12 protein-coding genes are annotated in these 18472 nt (G+C 70.0%); 7 read left to right on the top strand and 5 right to left on the bottom strand.

What is annotated here, in order from left to right; translation table 11 throughout:
* The first annotated feature begins 144 nt into the window (after positions 1 to 144).
* From CIB93_RS00430 to CIB93_RS00415, 4 genes are read left to right on the top strand one after another with little or no spacing between them, the layout of a single operon-like run.
* Complete coding sequence (locus tag CIB93_RS00430) at positions 145 to 1773, top strand: TIGR02677 family protein (protein WP_096622827.1); 1629 nt, start codon at positions 145 to 147, stop codon at positions 1771 to 1773.
* A 7-nt stretch (positions 1774 to 1780) separates the two neighbouring features.
* The gene (locus CIB93_RS00425) at positions 1781 to 3106 is read left to right on the top strand and encodes a TIGR02678 family protein (protein ID WP_096622825.1); all 1326 of its coding nucleotides are present in this window, start codon (positions 1781 to 1783) and stop codon (positions 3104 to 3106) included.
* Positions 3103 to 7341, top strand: a complete 4239-nt coding sequence (locus CIB93_RS00420) for a TIGR02680 family protein (RefSeq protein ID WP_096622823.1) — start codon at positions 3103 to 3105, stop codon at positions 7339 to 7341. The genes CIB93_RS00425 and CIB93_RS00420 overlap by 4 nt, the downstream gene beginning before the upstream one ends.
* Positions 7338 to 8600 (top strand): TIGR02679 family protein, encoded by a 1263-nt coding sequence (locus CIB93_RS00415; RefSeq protein ID WP_096622821.1) that lies wholly within the window; start codon positions 7338 to 7340, stop codon positions 8598 to 8600. The genes CIB93_RS00420 and CIB93_RS00415 overlap by 4 nt, the downstream gene beginning before the upstream one ends.
* Positions 8601 to 8652: 52 nt before the next feature.
* Here CIB93_RS00415 and CIB93_RS00410 read toward each other — a convergent pair whose 3' ends face one another.
* From CIB93_RS00410 to CIB93_RS00395, 3 genes are all read right to left on the bottom strand, one after another.
* Positions 8653 to 9135 (bottom strand): ASCH domain-containing protein, encoded by a 483-nt coding sequence (locus CIB93_RS00410; protein WP_257001939.1) that lies wholly within the window; start codon positions 9133 to 9135, stop codon positions 8653 to 8655.
* Positions 9132 to 11189 carry a GNAT family N-acetyltransferase gene (locus CIB93_RS00405; protein WP_096622816.1) on the bottom strand — a complete coding sequence of 686 codons (2058 nt, stop codon included), beginning with the start codon at positions 11187 to 11189 and terminating at the stop codon, positions 9132 to 9134. The genes CIB93_RS00410 and CIB93_RS00405 overlap by 4 nt, the downstream gene beginning before the upstream one ends.
* Before the next feature lie 764 nt (positions 11190 to 11953).
* Entirely contained in the window at positions 11954 to 12742 is a 789-nt protein-coding gene (locus CIB93_RS00395) for a DUF899 family protein (RefSeq protein ID WP_096622814.1), read from the bottom strand.
* A 435-nt stretch (positions 12743 to 13177) separates the two neighbouring features.
* Here CIB93_RS00395 and CIB93_RS00390 point away from each other — a divergent pair, with 435 nt between their 5' ends.
* Positions 13178 to 13996, top strand: a complete 819-nt coding sequence (locus CIB93_RS00390) for an SGNH/GDSL hydrolase family protein (RefSeq protein WP_096622812.1) — start codon at positions 13178 to 13180, stop codon at positions 13994 to 13996.
* A 94-nt stretch (positions 13997 to 14090) separates the two neighbouring features.
* On the opposite strand, the gene CIB93_RS00385 is transcribed toward CIB93_RS00390, so the two are convergent.
* Both CIB93_RS00385 and CIB93_RS00380 read right to left on the bottom strand, forming a co-directional pair.
* Positions 14091 to 14552 carry a nuclear transport factor 2 family protein gene (locus CIB93_RS00385; protein ID WP_179499900.1) on the bottom strand — a complete coding sequence of 154 codons (462 nt, stop codon included), beginning with the start codon at positions 14550 to 14552 and terminating at the stop codon, positions 14091 to 14093.
* Positions 14553 to 14611: 59 nt separating this feature from the next.
* Positions 14612 to 15454 (bottom strand): bifunctional 2-polyprenyl-6-hydroxyphenol methylase/3-demethylubiquinol 3-O-methyltransferase UbiG, encoded by an 843-nt coding sequence (locus CIB93_RS00380; protein ID WP_096622810.1) that lies wholly within the window; start codon positions 15452 to 15454, stop codon positions 14612 to 14614.
* A gap of 114 nt (positions 15455 to 15568) precedes the next feature.
* On the opposite strand from CIB93_RS00380, the gene CIB93_RS00375 reads away from it, so the two are divergent.
* Positions 15569 to 17437: a prolyl oligopeptidase family serine peptidase gene (locus tag CIB93_RS00375; RefSeq protein ID WP_096622808.1), complete on the top strand. Its 1869-nt coding sequence runs from the start codon at positions 15569 to 15571 to the stop codon at positions 17435 to 17437.
* A gap of 73 nt (positions 17438 to 17510) precedes the next feature.
* The gene (locus CIB93_RS00370; protein ID WP_096622806.1) at positions 17511 to 18452 is read left to right on the top strand and encodes an SURF1 family protein; all 942 of its coding nucleotides are present in this window, start codon (positions 17511 to 17513) and stop codon (positions 18450 to 18452) included.
* Positions 18453 to 18472 lie beyond the last annotated feature (20 nt).

Raw genomic sequence — 18472 nt, 5'->3', positions numbered from 1 at the left:
GCAAAAGTGCCTGGTCGAGCCTATCGCGAGAGAAAGCGGCCGAAACCGGTTTGTGGACGGGAGCAGAGCCCGGCCGAGCAGGGGCCGGGGGCATTTTCAGCCACCCACCGGTGGCAGGCGAACGCGCCGCGTAACCTCGCATGCATGGAGGCACCCGCACCCGGCGCAGCGCAAGACGCCGCAACGCAGGACGCCCACAGCGAGGCGCGTCGGCGGCTGGACGCGTACACCTACCTCAGCGCGCCCGAGCGACTGGAGCACGTCGCGATCATGCGGGTCTTCTGCGGGACCTTGTTGGCGGACCTTTCCGTGTCGGAAGTCATGGCCAAGCTGCGCCAGGCTGGCGGACCTGCTGCCGGGCTCGACGCCGACACCCTCACCGTCCGGCTCGAACAGCTGGTGCGGTGGGGAAATCTGCTGCGCAGCAGCCACACCTTGAAGGCGTCCAGCATCAGCGAGTACCAGCGGTCCCGCTCGCGCTACCAGCTGTCGAAGCTGGGTGAGCGCGTTCAGCGGGACGCCGATGGGGTCCTGGCCGAGGCGGACGCGGCCCGCGAGGTGAGCAACGAGCTGCTCGCTCTGGTCGAGCGCGGGCTCAGAGAGCTGGCCGAGCTCGTGACCGCGCCTGGTGGCATCGAACCGCAGGACGGGCTGGAGCGGGTCAGCACGCTGTTCGTGCAGTTCACCGAGTTCGCGGACTCCATCCGGGACTTCTACGCCTACCTCGGCCAAGTGCTGGCCCGGTACGACCTAGACAGCGCCGAGTACCAGGGCTTCAAGGAGCTACTCCTCGACTACGTCGAGGCGATCACGGAGGATGTGGCATTCCGTGCACCCCGAATCTCGGCGGCGCTGGACACGCTGTGGCCGCACATCCCTGGTCTACTCGCCCGGCTGGACGCCCACGCACAGGGCCTCACCGGGCTGTCACCGCAGGGCGACGGCCGACTGGAGACACGGGTTCAGCGCAGCCGTGGACGCGAGTTGGCGGACTGGGAGGGCCTGCGGGGCTGGTTCAGCGACACCGACGGGCAGGGCAGCCAGGTCGACCAGCTGCGGGACGCCACCCTCCGTGCGTTGCAGTCGCTGCTCGCCAACGCAAAGCGGATGCTGCGATCGGCCACTGGGGAGATGTCCCGGCGCAGGGATCTGCTAAGGCTGGCCCGGTGGTTCGACGAAGCGGCACCGCAGGACGCGCATGACATCGCCGTCGCCGCCTTCGGGCTCTACGGCGCCCGCCATCTGGGCATACCCCCCGCTACCGACGAGGTGGTGCCCGCCTACACGAGTTGGTGGACCGGGCCAGTGGTCGAGGTTCCGGTGGCCCTGCGGGAAAGGGGCAGCCGCGCCCAGCGTGGCCGGACGTCGGCGGTGGAGGACCACTCCGTGCAGAAGCAGCGGCTGCGGGAGGTAGCTCGTGAGCGGGCGGCGGCCAGGGCAGCGGCGGCGGACGAACTGCACAGCGCCTCGGGCTGGTTCGCCGAGGTGCGCCTCACCTCGGCAGCGCTCGGTCTGCTCTTGGAGCTGCTGGCCTCCGCACTCGGGAACGCGCAGCTCCGGCGTCGCGCCGACACGGACGGGGAGGGCGCGACGGAATTCGATCTCTACCAGGCGCACAGCGAGGACGCCGAGCTGGGCATCCGGCTCACCGTGCGACGCACGGCGGGCGCGCGGTGCGTCCTGCACTCTGCTGATGGCGACCTACTGCTGGACGACCTGGAACTGGGCATCGGCCGTACCTCCTCCAACCCGGCCGACGCGATGCGGAGGTGAGCGTGTCATGACTCTCCCCTCGACACACGACGTCGCCCTGGCAGCCGAGCGCCGCAGCGCCGCCCGGCTGCTGCTTGCCCACCCGCTGGTCACCTCGGACGGCCCGCACTCCGACCTCTTCCCGATGATCCGCAGGCATTCCGACTGGCTGAGCAAGCGGTTCCAGCAGGTGCTCGGCTACCGCCTGCTGGTCGACAGCTCCTACGCCCGGCTGTTCAAAGCGGGGCTGGGGGCAGGCGCGGGCCACCGGCTGGAGCGCTCCACCGGCACCCCGTTCAGCCCGCACACGTACGCCTGCCTCGCGCTGGCCCTGTCCGTACTGGTGACCGCCCCCGAACAACTTCTGCTGTCCCAGCTGGTGGCCGACATCCGGGCCGCCGCGGCCGACGCGGAGATCGAGCTGGAGGAGTCTGGCAGAGCGGCCGGGAAACGGACCTTGGTAGCGGCTCTGCGCCTGTTGGTCGAGTGGGGCGTCCTCATCGAGACCGAGGGCCATGTGACCGCGCTCTCGCAGGACGCGGGCGGGGAGGCCCTGATCACAGTGGACCGCGAGCTGGCCCGCATCGTCGTCGCCGGCCCGCTCGCCCAGGCCCGTGACGGCGCCGACCTGGTCCGGCGTGCGGCGGACCCGGGATTCGGCGGACCTCGCACCTATGTGCGCCGGATGCTCGTCGAAACACCCGTTGTCTACCTCGATGAGCTGACCGACGCCGAACGCGACTGGTTGCGCACCCGGCAGCGCCGGGAAGCACAGGCGTTCTCCGAACTCCTGGGCCTGGAGATGGAGATCCGCGCCGAGGGCGTGGCGTTGGTGGATCCCGAGGACGAGCTCACGGATCTGCACCTGCCGGGCACCGGGACGGTGGCGCAGGCCGCGCTGCTGCTGGTGGAACGGCTCGTGGAGCGGTTTCGGCCGCAGGAGCCCGGACACCCGGCGACCGGAGGGACGCTCGTGATCGGCGTGGCCGTCCCGGACGGCCTCGTGGACGAGCTGCTGGCCGAACTGGTCGCCGAGTACGGACAGCGCAGCAACTGGCAGCGCGGTTACCTGGAGGACATCCCCGCCCTGAGGAAGGCCGTGCTGGACCTGCTGGCTCGCATGCGGCTCGTGGCCCGCACGGGCCGGCTGCGTGCCGAGGGTGACGGGCTGCCGGAGGGGTACGCCGAAGAGGCACCGGAAGGGCGCACCGTGACCGATGTCCGCGGGGCACGTCCCGGCGGTGACGGCTGGGTGCTGCTGGCCGCGGCGGCACGCTACGCCACCCACGTGACCGTGCGCCCGGCCACCGCAGCCGACAAGCGCACCGACGTCCAGGAGGAACTGCCGCTGTGAGCACCGATGCGCGTGGCCTCATCCCGCTGCCGCGCTCCGGCCCTGCGACGAGCGCCGGCACCCGCTTCCGGCTGCACCGCGCGGGCATCCAGAACGTCTGGCAGTACGACGAGCAGGAGTTCGCCTTCGGCGACGGACGGCTGCTGCTGCGCGGCAAGAACGGCGCGGGCAAGTCCAAGGCCCTGGAAATGCTGCTCCCGTATCTGCTGGATGGCGACTCGCGGGCCTTGGATGCGACGGGCACCGGCCGGACCACCCTCGCCTGGCTGATGCTGGACGGTTTCGAGCAGACCAACCGTCTCGGCTACCTGTGGGTGGAGTTCCGGGGCACGACCCACGGCGGCGATCACCGCCACCTCACACTCGGCGCCGCCATCCGCGCCTCGAAGTCGACGCAGAAGGCGCTGCCGACGTTCTTCGTCACTCCGCTGCGCGTCGGTGAGGACCTGCCCTTGGTCGAAGGCGGAAAGCCCCTGCCGGTCGACCGGTTGAAGGAGATCGTCGGCTCCGACAATGTCACCGATCGCGCGGTCCTCCACCGCTCGCGGGTGGCCCGGGAACTGTTCGGCATCACCGACGCGACCCGCTACCGCAACCTCACCCAGCTCCTCCACCGGCTGCGGCGGCCCACGGTCGGGGACCGCATCGAGCACGGCGGACTGGCGTCCCTGCTGAGCGAGACCCTGCCGGGACTCGACGAGGACGTGGTCGAGAAGGTCGCGCGCAACCTCCACGACCTCGACGCCGTACGCGACGAACTCGGCCGCCTGGAGCGCACCGATACGGCGCTGCGCACCTTCCTCACCAGTTACCGCGGCTACCTTTCCGGGATCCTGCGCACCTCCGCCCGAGCCGTGAGCCAGGAGCTGGAGGTGCTCGCGCAGCGACGCCGGGCGACCGGAGACGCCGCACAGCGGACAAGCGAGCTGAGGACACAGGAGGAGGAGTCGGAAGCCCGGCTGGAAACCCTGCGTGAAGAGGAAGAAGCCGCCCGGACCGATCTCGCCGCCCTGCACGCCAGTCACGCCTACCGCAGCCTGCGCGAACTGTCGGAACGCCGCAGCACGGTCGAGGCGCTGCACACCGCCGCCGTGGCCGCCTTCACCGCACTCAGCAACGCATACGGCGCAGAGGAGGGTGCGGCCGAGCGGCTGGCCGACGGTGTCGAACACCTCGGGAGTCGGCTCGCCGAACTGGGCACCGAACACCGGGAGCTGCTGACGCAAGCGGAGAAGGCCGGGCTTCCCACCGGCCATCTCGGCGAGGCAGTCGCCCTGCCCCGCACGGTCCGCTCCCAGGCCGCCGAGTCAGAGCTGACCGCCCCGGACGGGGAGACGCACACCGTGCAGCAGCCATCGGTCGTCCTCGTGGACACGGCCGCGGTGCAGGAAGGACTGCGGTCTTGGCAGGAACAGCTGGAGGCCGCCGAGACGGTCGTGAAGAACCGCGCCCGGATGGTCCAAGAGGTGACGCGTCTCACCGCGCGGGCCGAGAAGGCCCGAAGCCGGGCGGCGCAGGCCGACACCGAACGGGAACGGCTGGAGGGCGAGGCGGAGGAGGCCGCCGGCCGTCTCGACGCCAACCGCGAGAAGGTCGCCGAGGAGAGCGGTGCCTACGGCCGCCGGGTCGCCGAGTGGGTAACACGCACGCGGATCGACGTCGGGTCCGACTGCCCGCCCCTGGATGCCGTCCACGCAGCGGTCGCCTACGAGAGCTCCGCCGACGCCCCGTTCGCGGACCGCACACTGCCGCCCGACATCGACAACCAGGCGTGGCAGGCAGCCCATGCCGCACTGGAGCCGTACGGCGAGGAACTTACCGGGCGCCGCGACGCCCTCGCCGTCACCGTCGGTCGGCTCGACGAGGAACTCGACCGCCTGGCGAGTCAGAAGCGTGACTGGGAGCGACGTACCGATCCTGAGCCTCCGGTCCCCTACCATCGCGTCGCCGAAAGGACACCGGGTACCGGGGCACCCTTCTACCGGCTGGTGGACTTCGCGGATGATCTGAGCCCCGGGCATCGGGCCGGGCTGGAAGCGGCGCTGGAGGCCAGCGGGATCCTGGACGGGTGGGTCGGCGCGGACGGCGCCCTTGTGGATCCCGGCACTCGTGACACTTTGCTGCGCCTGGGGCCCGCGCTGCCGGACGGGCCGACCCTCGCCTCGGCCCTGCGCCCAGCACCCCAGCCTGGGTGCGGGGTCACGTCCGAGCATGTGGAACACCTGCTGACCGCCATCGCGCTCGCACCACCCGAGGAAACGAACTCTCATGACGCGGTGTACTACGACGGGAGCTGGCGTCTGGGCATCCTCGGCGGCCGGCACCACAAGAGTGACGCCGAGTACGTGGGAGCCGCTGTACGCGCCGAGACCCGGCGGCGCATCCTGGCCGAGCTGGAGGAGCGGCTCACGCAGACGGAGCAGCGGATGGCCGACGCCCGTCAGGAACTCACCGATGCCGATGCCGGGCGCCGGGCCCTCAGGCTCGCGGAGCACGACTTCCCCCGGGCACGAGGTCTCGCCGACGCCTGGAGCAGGGTCGAGTCGGATGAGAGGACTCTGCGTGAGCTGACCGCCAAGGCGACCCGTGCAGCACGGCTGGCCGAGGAGGCCCGCGCTCTCGCCGTAGCCGCACGCACCGAGGCGGACGCCACCGCCACCGCCCATGACCTGCCCAGCGACCCAGTCGAGCTGGAGCGCGTACGCACCGCTCTGGCTGCCCTGCTCACCGGCATCGGACATCTTCGCCGGGCGATCGGCAACACGGGCGAGCGGCTCGGCGCCCATCACGCCGATGCCGAACGGTACGAACGCGCCCGGACAGACCGCCTGGACGCGGAGGAGAACTACCGGCTCCGCCTCACCGGGCTGCGCAGCGCGCAACAGGACCTGCGCACCCGCGAGGAGGCCATCGGGGCGACCGAAGAAGAGATCCTCACCCGCGAACAGGAAACTAGGCGTCGCATCGCGCACGCCGTCCAGGCCCTTCCGGCGGCACAGCGGGCCCGCGACGACCTCCACGACCGACGCGTGCGTGCAGAAGAGGAGGAGAAGCGTCTGCGCGAGGACCTGGCCGCCCAGGAGACGGCGGTCATCGCAACCGGCGGCGCCCTTCGCGGCGCGCTCGGCCGGCCGGAGGTGGTGCGCGGCGCCGGGCTGGACCGATCCTCACTGCCCGAGGACGTGGCGGACGATCCCGGCTCGGACGTCCGCAGCCGTCTACGAGCACTGCGGACACTGGCCGACGCCGTTGCACAGACCCTCGGCCGCCCGAAGGGCGAGGTTTCGGACAGCACCCTGCTCAACCGGCACACCGAACTGCGCGACCAGCTGGCCGGCGGCTACGACGCGCAACTGGAGGAACGCGACGGGATCAAGGTGTGTCGCCTGATCGACGACCACGGCTCCCACGACGTCGCGGCCGTGGGCGAGCGGATCGCCATCCAGGCCGCAGAGGCCCGAGGGCGGCTCACCGAACGCGAACGCGAGGTGTTCCAGCGATTCCTGACCGGCGAGCTCGGCGACCACCTCTCGGCCCAGGTCATCACCGCGGCGAACCTGGTCGCGGCTCTCAACGACACACTGCGGACCGTACGCACCTCCCACGGTCTCGGCGTGGAACTGCTGTGGAAGCTGGACGAGGACGTGGACGCGGATGTCAGGGCGGCCGTAGAGCTGCTGCGCAGCCCGTCGAGCCTGCGCACGCGTGAGCAGACCGAGCAGCTTCGCGAGGTGCTGCAACGCCGGATCGAGGATGCCCGACGAGCCGATCCCTCAGCCGGTTACGCCGCCCACCTGCGGACCGCGCTTGACTACCGCGACTGGTTCCGCTTCCACACCTTCGTGGTCGAGGACGCCGCCCCGGGACGCAGGCGCAAACTGACCGGCCGCACCGGGCTCAGCCAGGGCGAGCAACGAGTGCTCTCCTACCTCGTGCTCTTCGCCGCAGCTGCCGCCCACTTCACCAGTCTCGCCGAGTCGGCACCCCACGCGCCGCGGCTGATCCTTCTCGACGACGCCTTCGCCAAGGTCGACGAACCCACCCACGGCCGACTAGGGCGGATCCTCGTCGACCTCGACCTCGACTTCGTCCTCACCAGCGAACGACTTATGGGCAACTGGCCGGAGGTGCCGTCCCTGCACATCTACGAGTGCCTCCGCGATCCCCATGTGCGCGGGGTGGCCACCCTGCACTACACCTGGAACGGCCGGCACCGGCGTCTGGTGTCCGTATGAGCAAGCTACCCACGGCGACACGGGACTGGCTGGCCGGTCCCGGGCTCACCCGGCTCTGGGAGGCGGTACGCAAGCGCCTGGAGAGCAACGGCGTGCAGGCCACCGGTTCCCTCCGGTTGACCTCGGTGAACGCCCAGGAACGCAACGCCCTGTCGCTCCTGCTGGGCAAGCCCTTCACAGGGGCCACCGCCACTGTGCACCTGGACATGCTCGACGCCCGGCTGCGCGCCTCGGCTGCCGGGCTCGGGCTCAGAGAGGTCCTGGAGGAACTCGGTCAGCCGCTCACCGACCGCCGTGCCGTCCGCGCGGGCATCGCGGCACGGCGCGAGCATGTTTGGTCGTCGCTCGCCTCGGTGCTGGGCGCCTCTCCGCTCGCCGGCCAGGACTGGGCTGGACAGTGGTACGAGCTGCTCCGCCGTACCGGCATCCCGAGAGGTGTGACGCCGGAAACGTCGGTACGGACGCTCCAACAGGCAGTCCACGTCCTCACCCTGCTGCTCGGCCCGGAGGGGGGTGGCACCCGGGGCCGAGGAGAACTCGCCGCCATGGCGACCGGGTCCGCACACGGCCTGGACGACGGCACCTGGCTCGCACGCCTCGTCCAACGCGGCATCGCCCTCGCCCACGGCACCGAGTTCCCCGGCGACGCGTCCGGTCGGCGCGCACTCTGGCGGCTCGTGTCCGTCACACCGGACGAGGTCTCCAGCACCGTGCTGACCTACGGGCTGCGGCCCGTAGGTGGGGGATGGCGGGATCAGGCCCTGCGGGAGCGGACCGACCATCACGCCGAAGCCCACCTCACCTCCCGGGACCTGCACGACCTGCAACTGCAACTGCCTGCCGGAACAGTGATCCACATCTGTGAGAACCCACGCGTGGTGGAGGCTGCGGCGGACGCTGCCTGCGTCCATTCCCTGGTGTGCACCTCCGGCAGCGCCGCCACGGTGGTCCTCACACTTCTCGACGCCCTCGCCGCCACCGGCTGCCGTTTCGCGTATCACGGGGATTTCGACTGGCCAGGCATCGCTCTGGCGAACCGGATCATCCGCCGTTACGGAGCCCAGCCATGGCGCATGGGCGCGGAGGACTACGAGCACCTGGCCGCTCGCAGCCAGGCAGATGGAATCCCACAACTGCCTCTCGACGGCCACCCCGTCAGCGCGGCCTGGGACCCGGGTCTCGCCCCTGCGATGACCGCCCTCGGGGTTGCGCTTCACGAGGAGGCCACCCTCGACCTGCTGGTGGACGACCTGGCATAAAGCCGCGCAGTCCGCCGCCGAGGGTCCGGCAGTACGGTGAGCGTAGCAGCCGTCAGGCCGGAACGGCGTCGCTCAGCACACTGCGCAGGGCCTCATCACCACCGGTCTGTGCCGCTTCTGCCAACTGCCGCAGATCTTCCCTCTTCAGGTACCGGTAACTCTGTGGCGGGTGAAAGGAGCCGACGGCCCTGAGGGCGCTCAGCGGCACCGGTTCTTCGAACGTGACGGGATCCTCAAGAGTGAGACCGCTTGCCTGTGCCGCACCGCTCATGTAGGCGTCGTACTCGCGCCTGCTGATCCCAGCGCGGGTGCGGCTGGCCGACCACACATCGCGAGGAGAAGCCACCTGCACGGAGGCAATGCTGGCCATGCCCACGATGGCCATCGTCGGCGCTGTTGCATAGAGGAGCACGCGGGTGCCGGGAGGCGCCGCGACGCGCTGCCGCCGCACCTCCACCGTCTTGCTGCCGGCCAGGATCGCCGACGCGAACCTGGGATGGACGGACAGCAGCATTGCGCGCTCCGGATCACTCACGTCTTTCGGTGCCCCTCTTTGTAAACCGCCTGGAAAAGCGCGTTGCTGATCTTGGACAGCGAGATCAACGACAACGGTAGACCCAGATCCTCTGCAAACGCTTTGAAACGTCCGAGCGACACCGGCACCGGGAAGAGTTCGGTGTCCGAGAACCTCAACGCCATTGCACTGCCGTAGGGTTCGGCCACCGCGCGGACTTGCTCACGACCATATACGCCCAGATGTTCGAACCGCGAGAAGAGGGTATCCGGCTCGTCGATCACCACCTCGTCCAAGCGCGAACACCCGATGACCATCTGCCCCTGCTGTCCCGGCCCGCCCTTGCTCACGTACCAGAGAAGGCGGGCAGGGACGCTCTCACTCCGGTGGCCCGGCGAGCGGTAGTAGACATGCTCGCGGCTGATGCCCAATACCTCGTCGCGCGGCACCAGCATGGTCGGGAAGTCGAACAGTTCGGCGGACCATCGAGGCTCGATGGGTACGCTGAACGACGGCAGTTTGGAGTCGATGATCTTCGCAGGCCACCAGGCGCGCTCAGCGGTGCTCGCCACTTCAGCGGCAAGTCCGGCGTGCAGCTCGGGTACGGCAAGCCCCAGGCGGCTGGCGATCCCAGTCGCCGCAGCGGACACTTCAGCGGCAGACCCGCAGACGTCCACAAGCAGCGCGACGAGGTCGCCTGATTGCTCGGTGAAACCGTCCGCACCGGCCGCCGCCCGAGCTACGGGCGAGAGAAAGGGATCCGTAATCCGGATGGCCTGAGCCTTGCGATCACGCCCGAGGCGTTTGAGCATCAGGAGCAGCTGTCGGGCGAGGGACTCTTCGAGCGGATGCGTCGCGGTACGCAGCAACGGGACGTTCAGGTTGCGCCCATCCAAGGCCCAGACGTACAGGGCCACCGGGCGCCCCTCGCCATCCCTCAGTAGTTCCCGTCGCCACAGGGTCTGATCGTTGGCGAAGTCCTTGAGTCGCTCCTGGAAGGCAGATCCGTTGTCGCTGTCCGCTTGGTCGAAGAAGGCGACCAGCTCGCCCTCGCCGCCCGGCGCCACCTCTCCTGCGGAGAGCGCGGTGCCCAAGAGGTCCTTGGGCCGGTAGAGCTGGGCCTGGCGCAACTCATCGACGTGAAGGGTCACCACGGACGGAGCGACTACCTTGACGCCGGCGATATCCCAGGCGACGTCGGACAGCCGAGCCAGCGCCGGGTCACGAGTCACCAGAATCTGGAGTCCGGCGCAGGACGTCTCGGCCACGTACTTCAGCCTGCTCCGCACCTTTGCATCGAGTGGCAACTCCGGCAGATTCTTCTCCACGGCGGCCAGGAGTTCCTTGTGTCGGGCAGCCACGGTGTCCTGGGTAGGGGTGATTTGCCGAAGGCCCGGCAGCCCAGCCCGCTGATGCTGCCGGGTGGTTCGATCGGCGACATCTCGCACATCGTGCAACAACTGAGGCGTGAACGCGAGCTCGATCAGGTCGGCCAGCCAGCCGGCTTCCAGGGCGCGCGAGTCCTCGACATCGGACGCGGTGCCATTACCTCGGAGGCCAGCAAAGACGCTGTGGTCCACAGTCACCACCAGCAGGGCGTCGCTCTGGACCTCCGCGAACAGATCCTGGTGTCCCAAGCCGAGCCACCAGGTGTCCAGGGTCTCTTGGTCCCGGCCGCGGCCCAGTCCTTCACCAAGAGGGACAAAACCCAGGCTGGTCCACATCCCGCTGAGGTCATAGTCACGCCGGCACCTGGCCCTGATCCCCAGCCGCTCTGGGTGCCGCGCACGAATGGCCTGAATCAGTCGGCGGGCGATGCCCTTGCCTCGGTGTGCCTCGGCCACGCAAAGGTGAGCCAGGCGCACATGGGTATTGCGCTTCGGCAGTCCGAACAGCGCATACCCGACGACCTTCTCCCCCTCGACAGCGACGAGAAGGCCGCCTTCCTCGGCGGCCGCACGATAGGCAGGCGGCGTGAGCAGCCCCAGCCATTTGGTGTACCGGTCCCCCAGGGCCACAACAGCGCCGAGCAGATCGGTCTGCTCTCCGGACACCGGAAGCACCTTGATCGTCATCTACTCCCCCTCCGTATCGGCTCTAGTGAATGTCCGATCACTCCCTCAATGCATACCCCTGCAACCAGGCCGGGGGAGCTTCTTTCTGATTGTTCCCGTGGCCAGTGGCTACGTCGTTCCGTTGTGTGGCTGGCGTCTGGCCCACGAGTGGGCGTCCGCGCCGCTCAGACATGTGGAAAGCATAAACAGTGCAGGAACGGATACGACGGGCGACACATGACTCTCCCGCCCCTCGTTCGCCCTCGCTCAACCACTGGTGCGAGAGGACCCCAGCCTTGGGAGCCACCTGGGAGCCGATCCGCCCTCCAAGCCCGTTCGAGACCACCCGAGACCATCCGGGCCCAACGCGCTGACCAGGCAAAACGTGAATTTGGCTGGGGCTGATTCCGCCCGAACCTCATTCGGGACGAAGAGGTCGTGGGTTCAAATCCCGCCACCCCGACAGCTGAAACACCAGGTCAGGCCCGGTACTGAGAAATCAGTACCGGGCCTGACCTGCGTTGTCAGGCCATTTTGGGAGCCGCTTGGGAGCCAAGTGGGTGGTTCGCCTCCCATCCATGGCTCTGTTCGACCGGTCGACGCATTGGCGCTCGTCAAGTACGGGCAAGTCATCGCTTGATCCTTCTCCGCCAACTCGAAAGCTTGGCGCAGGATCACCGGCTGCTCCCCCGGGTACCCGCTCACCGGTTCGGCTGCGAATCCCGACTGACCAGCCGGCCCATCGAGACGCCGACTTGCTGTGGCAGGGGGCTGCACGGACGCCGTTACCTGCTGTCACCGCTGCACCGCCACAGTCGGGGCCTGAGGTCGTCGGAGCGCCCGGCGTTGATGCGGGACCACTGGGGGATGGGGCGCCCATTGCTGCGCATGGGGTGCTCGGGGGGTACGTCCTTGTCCTGCGGCCAGCCCGGTGGCGAGTCCTCCCACTGCTCCTGGCGTCCGTACACGGTGAGGTCCATGAGCGCGTAGCTGTAGTCCATCGCCTCCACGCCTCGCAGCGTCGTCCAGTACGTCTCGTAGACGCGGCCCCTGTCGCGCAGGTAGCAGACCACGTGCATCATGCCGACGCGGCGTCCGACCAGGAGCTCGTCCTTCGACGGTAGGGCCGAGTACCACGGCATGTCCCAGCCCATGAATTCCCGGTAGCGGTGGCTCTCCTCGTACGGGCCCTGGCAGAGGACCGCGTAGGTGATGTCGCGGGAGTGCAGGAAGGACAGCTCCTGGACCTGGTTGGTGACCCAGGTGCAGCCCTCGCACTGGTCGGCCGCGGTGTGGCCGTCGTGCCACATGAAGTAGTAGGCGATGAGCTGCCGACGCCCTTCGAACGCGTCGAGCAGAGTGACCGGGCCGCCCGGGCCGGTCAGTTCGAGGTCGGCGGCCACCTCGACCATGGGCAGTCGGCGCCGGGCCGCGGCGATGGCATCGCCCTCCCGGGTGTGCGCCTTCTCGCGGAGCCGCAAGCTGTCCAGCTGGGCCTGGAAGGAGGCCCGGTCGGCTACCGGTGGCAGCGCCAGTGCGCGGTCGGGGTCCGCCGTGCTGTTGCGCTCGGTCACGATCGCGTCCCGTCGTCGTACACCATCGGTCGCCCTCGGTCAGCCGAGGGCTTCCTTGATCCGCACCAGACAAGTTTTCCAGGGGTGGCCGGTCCGATCCAGTTCCCTGGGCAGTGCGGCGAGCCGCGGAGTCCTGGATCCCCTGGAATACCCCGCGCCGAGGCACAGCATCGGCCGGGCCGCCGGGGTGCCCCCGTGCACAGGGGGGCCGCGACGGTCCGGGGGAAGTCGACCAACGTCCGCATCGACCGGCCGAGCGCTCCTCAGTCCGGCCGGGCGCCCCTTGTCCTTGCACCCGAACCTGCCGAACAGCCATTCGGGCATATCAGAAGACTTCTCGCGCGGACATGCGCGGTGTGTACAGCGAGCTGCCAGAAACTGGTTCGCTCCCTTCAACCACCCACTCACCCCCCACACTTCGAAGGGCTGGCAGCCATGTCAGTACGAAGGATCTGGGCATCCCTCTCCACTCTGGCGCTCGCCGCCGTGACCGCTCTCGGCGTCGTCGGTCCCGCTTCCGCGGCGGAGTCGGCGGCTGAACCCGCCGCCGCGGGCGGCTATGTCGCACTCGGCGATTCCTACTCCTCGGGCGTCGGCGCCGGGGACTACCTCTCCGACAGCGGTGACTGCCGACGCAGCACCAACGCCTACCCGTATCTCTGGGCGGCGGCGAACTCCCCCGCCTCGTTCGACTTCGTCGCCTGCTCCGGAGCGACCACCGCCTCGGTGGCAGGCAGCCAGCTGAGCGCGCTCAACGCATCGACGTCACTGGTCAGTGTCACGGCCGGAGGCAACGACATCGAGTTCGCCGACGTGATGCAGGACTGCCTGCTGTCGAGCGAGGCCGTCTGCCTCGACAGCGTGGACGCCGCTATCTCACGGATGAACAACTCCCTTCCGGGAAACCTTGATTCGCTCTACGGCAGTATCCGCGAGCGCGCCCCGCAGGCCCGGGTCGTGGTGCTCGGATATCCGCGCTTCTACCAGCTGTCCGGCAACTGCATCGCCGGACTGACCGAGTCCGAGCGGGCCGCGATCAACAACGCGTCGGACGTGCTGAACGACGTCCTCGCCAAGCGGGCCGCCGACGCCGGGTTCGCCTTCTCCAACGTGGTGGACGAATTCACCGGGCACGAGCTGTGCTCCGGCGACGCCTGGCTCCACAGCGTGACCGTGCCGGTCTACCACTCGTACCACCCCAAGGCCGTTGGGCAGTCGGGCGGCTATCTGCCCGCCTTCCACTCGGCGGTGTAGGTCCGGCCACCGCACGGAACAGTCGTACGGCAAAACGGTCGTACGACGGAACTGCAGTGCGGCGGTTCACCGGGCGACCGGTGGACCGCCGTTCTCAGTAGCGCTCGACCAGGTGCTCGCGGCCTGCCGGTGGCTCGTACGACTCGGGCCAGAAGTCCGTCACCCCCGTGATCAGCCCCTGAGCGTCGAAGGTGAAGAAGTGGATGGCGTCCAGCTCCTGCGGCCCCTTCCCTGTCTCCTCCGGCCCCTTCCCCGTCCCCTTCGGCCCCTCCCCCGTCACGGTGAACCCCGTCCGAGCTGCGGCCTGCCGGCCCTCCGCGTCGGCGACGATCCGCTCGACCCGGACGTGCCAGTCGCCCGGATACTCCTGGTTGAACCGGAGATACCGCTCCTTGCCGCGGATCCGCTCCCGCGTCTGCGGCAGGTCGTACACCACGTCGTCGGCGAGCGTCGCGGCGAACGCGTCCCACTCGCGGGCTTCGGCCGCCGCCCAGAACCTCTCCACCGCCGCGCGCAGTCGGCCCGTTCCGATGGTCCTGCCTGTCATGTCGGTCATGGGATCGAGTGTGACCCCCACCACTGACAATCACCCGGGAGACAGCTGCTGAGCTGTGGTCATGCCTGAGGTCCCGTGGGGCGCGAGGCCTTGATCGAGTACATCAGCGGGATCCGCGGCCGGTCCGCGGGGAAACGGTAGCGGCCGTCCGGATGGCGCTCCAGCGTGCCGAACCGCGCGAAGAGTGAGGCGTCGTGCTCGTGGAGGAACTCGATCCGCAGGCCCGCCGCCGCGAGGGCCGTCACCACCTCGCCCACCGGGTGCTGCCACTCGACACTGCGGTTGTGCACCGTGGGGGCGTCGAAGTCCGCGTACGTCCCCGGCGTCTCGTCCACCCAGGCCTCACGGCTGAAGTAGTCGTCGGTGACCACGGAACCCGTCGCGTCGTCCAGCACGTCGGTCAGCGGATGGAACTCCGCGAGATAGAGGAATCCGCCCGGGGCGACCAGCGAGGCGGCGGTCTCCGCCCAGCGCACGATGTCCGGCAGCCAGTTCAGCGCGCCCACGCCCGTGTAGACGATGTCGTACGCGGGGTCGGGGACGGCTGCCGGGGCGTCGTACACGTCGGCGGCGACGAACGCCGCCCGGTCCGGCCCCAGCCCCAGGGACCTGGCCAGCCCGCGGGCCGTCTCGACGGCGGGCTCGGAGAAGTCGAGGCCCACCACCTGAGCGGCGCCGTGCCGCGCCCAGGACAGGGTGTCCAGCCCGATGTGGCACTGGAGGTGCAGCAGGGTCCGGCCCGTGACGTCGCCGACCTCCGCGAGCTCGAAGGCCCGCAGCGCGTCCTTGCCCGCCCGGAACGCCTCCAGGCCGTAGAAGTCGCTCGCCACATGGATCGGCACGCGCTCGTCCCAGCGCGCGCGGTTGGCCGCCTGCCAGTCGTCCGGTGTCGGGGAGTACATGGGCCGCAAGCTACCCGCGTGCCGACAGGGATGCGAGTGGTTATCCACAGGCCGGGGCAGGCTCGGCGGACGGGTTGTCCACAGGGTCCCCGGCGAGGTGGCCGATCGGGTTGGATGGAGGGCATGAGCGAATCACCGAACGTCTCGACCAGGCCGGAGCTCTCCACCACGCCGGAGTGGGAGCAGCGGTTCCGCGCGCCCCGGGTGTCCCTGCCCGACTGGGCCGAGGACGCGCCTGACCGCTCTCTGTTCGTGTCCAACGCCACCGGGACCTACGAGCTGTACGCGTGGGACCGGGTGAGCGGCAGGCAGCGCCAGGTCACCGACCGGCCGAACGGCACGACCGACGGTGTGCTGACGCCCGACGGCGAAGCCATCTGGTGGTTCAGCGACACCGACGGCGACGAGTTCGGGGTGTGGATGCGCCAGCCGTTCGGCGGCGGGGAGGACGAGCCCGTGGCCCCGTCTCTCGCCCCCTCGTATCCGGCGGGCCTCGCGATCGGGCGGGACGGTTCGGCGGTGATCGGCCGCTCGACCGACGAGGACGGTACGACGATCCACCTGGTGCGGAAGCCGGGCGGGGGCGGGGGCTCCTCGGAGTCGGTGGAGACAGTGGAGATCTACCAGCACCGGGAGTCCGCGGGCGTCGGCGACCTCTCCCACGACGGGACCCTGATCGCGCTGGAGCACACCGAGCACGGCGACGCGATGCACTCGGCGCTGCGCGTGGTGCGCCCGGACGGCTCCACGGTGGCCGAGCTGGACGACACCGAGGGTGGCACGAAGGAACTGGGGCTCGCGGTGCTGGGGTTCGCGCCGGTGGCCGGTGACACCCGGCTGCTCGTGGGGCACCAGCGCCGGGGCCGCTGGGAGCCGATGATCTGGGACCCGGTCGCGGGCACGGAGACCGCGCTCGCCGTCGATCTGCCGGGCGATGTGGGCGCCGAGTGGTATCCGGACGGCTCCGCGCTGCTCATCGAGCACAGCTTCGAGGCCCGTAGCGAGCTGTGGCGGTACGAGCCGGGGGCCCCGGGGCCCGTACGCGTGGAGACCCCTGCGGGGACGGTGTCGGGTGCCACTGCCCGCCCGGACGGGACCGTGGAGTATCTGTGGTCCTCGGCCGCGCAGCCGCCGGTGGTGCGGTCGACGAGCGGTGCGGTGGTCCTGGACCCGCCGGGCGCGAAGGCTCCGCCGTCGGTGCCCGTGGAGGACGTGTGGGTGCAGGGGCCGGGCGGCCGCATTCATGCCCTCGTGCAGAAGCCCGCCGCCGGTGACGGCCCCTTCCCCACGGTGTTCGAGATCCACGGCGGGCCGACCTGGCACGACAGCGACGCCTTCGCCTCCGGTCCGGCCGCATGGGTGGACCACGGCTTCGCTGTCGTCCGGGTCAACTACCGCGGCTCCACCGGGTACGGCCGCGCCTGGACAGACGCGCTGAAGCACCGGGTCGGCCTGATCGAGCTGGAGGACATCGCGGCCGTGCGGGACTGGTCGGTGAAGTCCGGGCTCGCGGACCCGGAGCGGCTGGTCCTGGCCGGCGGTTCGTGGGGCGGCTATCTCACCCTGCTCGGCCTCGGCACCCAGCCCGACGCCTGGGCGCTGGGCCTGGCCGCGGTGCCGGTCGCGGACTACGTCACGGCGTACCACGACGAGATGGAGGCCCTGAAAGCGATGGACCGCACGCTGCTGGGCGGCACGCCGGAGGAGGTCCCCGAGCGCTTCGAGGCCTCGTCCCCGCTGACGTACGTCGACGCGGTGCGCGCCCCGGTCTACATCTCAGCGGGCGTCAACGATCCGCGCTGCCCCATCCGTCAGGTGGAGAACTACGTGGACCGCCTCGCGGCCCGCGGCGCGGTGCACGAGGTCTACCGGTACGACGCCGGACACGGGTCGCTGGTCGTGGAGGAGCGGATCAAGCAGGTCCGGCTGGAGCTGGGGTTCGCCCTGAAGCACCTGGGGGGCGGTGACGCCCTGGGGGCGTAAGGGCCGGATAAGAAGGCGCGCGTAGGCGGACCCCGCTCCGGGGTACCGGAGCGGGGAACCGTACCTTGGAGGGGTGTACCGGTTCCTGCTGACCCCGCGATGGTGGGGGATCAACCTCTTCGTCGTGCTGGCCATCCCGTTCTGCGTGTTCATGGGCACCTGGCAGCTCGGCCGCTTCGAGGACCGTGTGCAGTCGCACGAGCAGGCGACGAAGCAGCCCGACCCGAGCACCCGGGCCGCCGAACCGCTGGACGAGCTGCTGCCGGTCGACAAGGTGACGTCCGGCCGCCCGGCCATCGCCACGGGGACGTACGCCGACCAGTTCCTGGTGCCGGACCGTGAGCTGGACGACCGCCAGGGCTTCTACGTCCTGAACATGCTGCGTACGGACAGCGGCAAGGCCCTTCCGGTGGTACGGGGGTGGCTGCCCGGTTCCGCGAGCGGCGCCCGGGTGCCTGCCGCGCCGGAGGGCGAGGTCACGGTGACCGGCGACCTCCAGGCGTCCGAGAACATCAACAGCGACGGCGTCAACGCGCGGGGCGGGCTGCCCGAGGGCCAGCTCGGCATGATCAGCGCCGCGACCCTGGTGAACCTCGTCCCGTACGACGTGTATGACGCGTGGGTGACGCTTCCCGAGGCCGAGGCGGGCGGCGCGACCGGCACGGGCGGTGCGATGAAGCCGGTGCCCGCGGCGGCGCCGCAGGGCAGTGGCCTCGACCTCAAGGCCTTCCAGAACCTGGGGTACACGGGCGAGTGGTTCGTCTTCGCCGGGTTCGTGCTCTTCATGTGGTTCCGGCTGGTCCGCCGCGAGGCCGAGGCCGTCCGCGACGTAGCGCTCGGCCTCGTCCCGGAGACGGAGGACGGGCCGGCTTCGGAAGACGGCCCGGCGCCGGAGGACCCGTCGGCCGAGGAGGCCGTGAAGGCCGTGAAGGCCTCGTCGGTCCCGGGGCCCTCTGATTCCCCGGAGTCCCCGGAGGGCGCGGCCCCGAAGGCCCGGGAATCGTCGGAGGCCTGAGGGCTGCCCCGGGACGACCG

The sequence above is a fragment of the Streptomyces sp. WZ.A104 genome, from assembly GCF_002382885.1.
In the GTDB taxonomy this organism is placed as follows: domain Bacteria; phylum Actinomycetota; class Actinomycetes; order Streptomycetales; family Streptomycetaceae; genus Streptomyces.
Note: the sequence above shows the minus strand (reverse complement) of the source record. Positions and strands in the feature narration are given on the sequence as shown.

What these genes read in the sequence shown, in the direction of transcription:
- CIB93_RS00430 (WP_096622827.1), top strand. Translation starts at nt 145, where the DNA reads ATGGAGGCACCCGCACCCGGCGCAGCGCAAGACGCCGCAACGCAGGAC.
- CIB93_RS00425 (WP_096622825.1), top strand. Translation starts at nt 1,781, where the DNA reads ATGACTCTCCCCTCGACACACGACGTCGCCCTGGCAGCCGAGCGCCGC.
- CIB93_RS00415 (WP_096622821.1), top strand. Translation starts at nt 7,338, where the DNA reads ATGAGCAAGCTACCCACGGCGACACGGGACTGGCTGGCCGGTCCCGGG.
- CIB93_RS00405 (WP_096622816.1), bottom strand. Translation starts at nt 11,189, where the DNA reads ATGACGATCAAGGTGCTTCCGGTGTCCGGAGAGCAGACCGATCTGCTC.
- CIB93_RS00390 (WP_096622812.1), top strand. Translation starts at nt 13,178, where the DNA reads ATGTCAGTACGAAGGATCTGGGCATCCCTCTCCACTCTGGCGCTCGCC.
- CIB93_RS00385 (WP_179499900.1), bottom strand. Translation starts at nt 14,552, where the DNA reads ATGACCGACATGACAGGCAGGACCATCGGAACGGGCCGACTGCGCGCG.
- CIB93_RS00380 (WP_096622810.1), bottom strand. Translation starts at nt 15,454, where the DNA reads ATGTACTCCCCGACACCGGACGACTGGCAGGCGGCCAACCGCGCGCGC.
- CIB93_RS00375 (WP_096622808.1), top strand. Translation starts at nt 15,569, where the DNA reads ATGGAGGGCATGAGCGAATCACCGAACGTCTCGACCAGGCCGGAGCTC.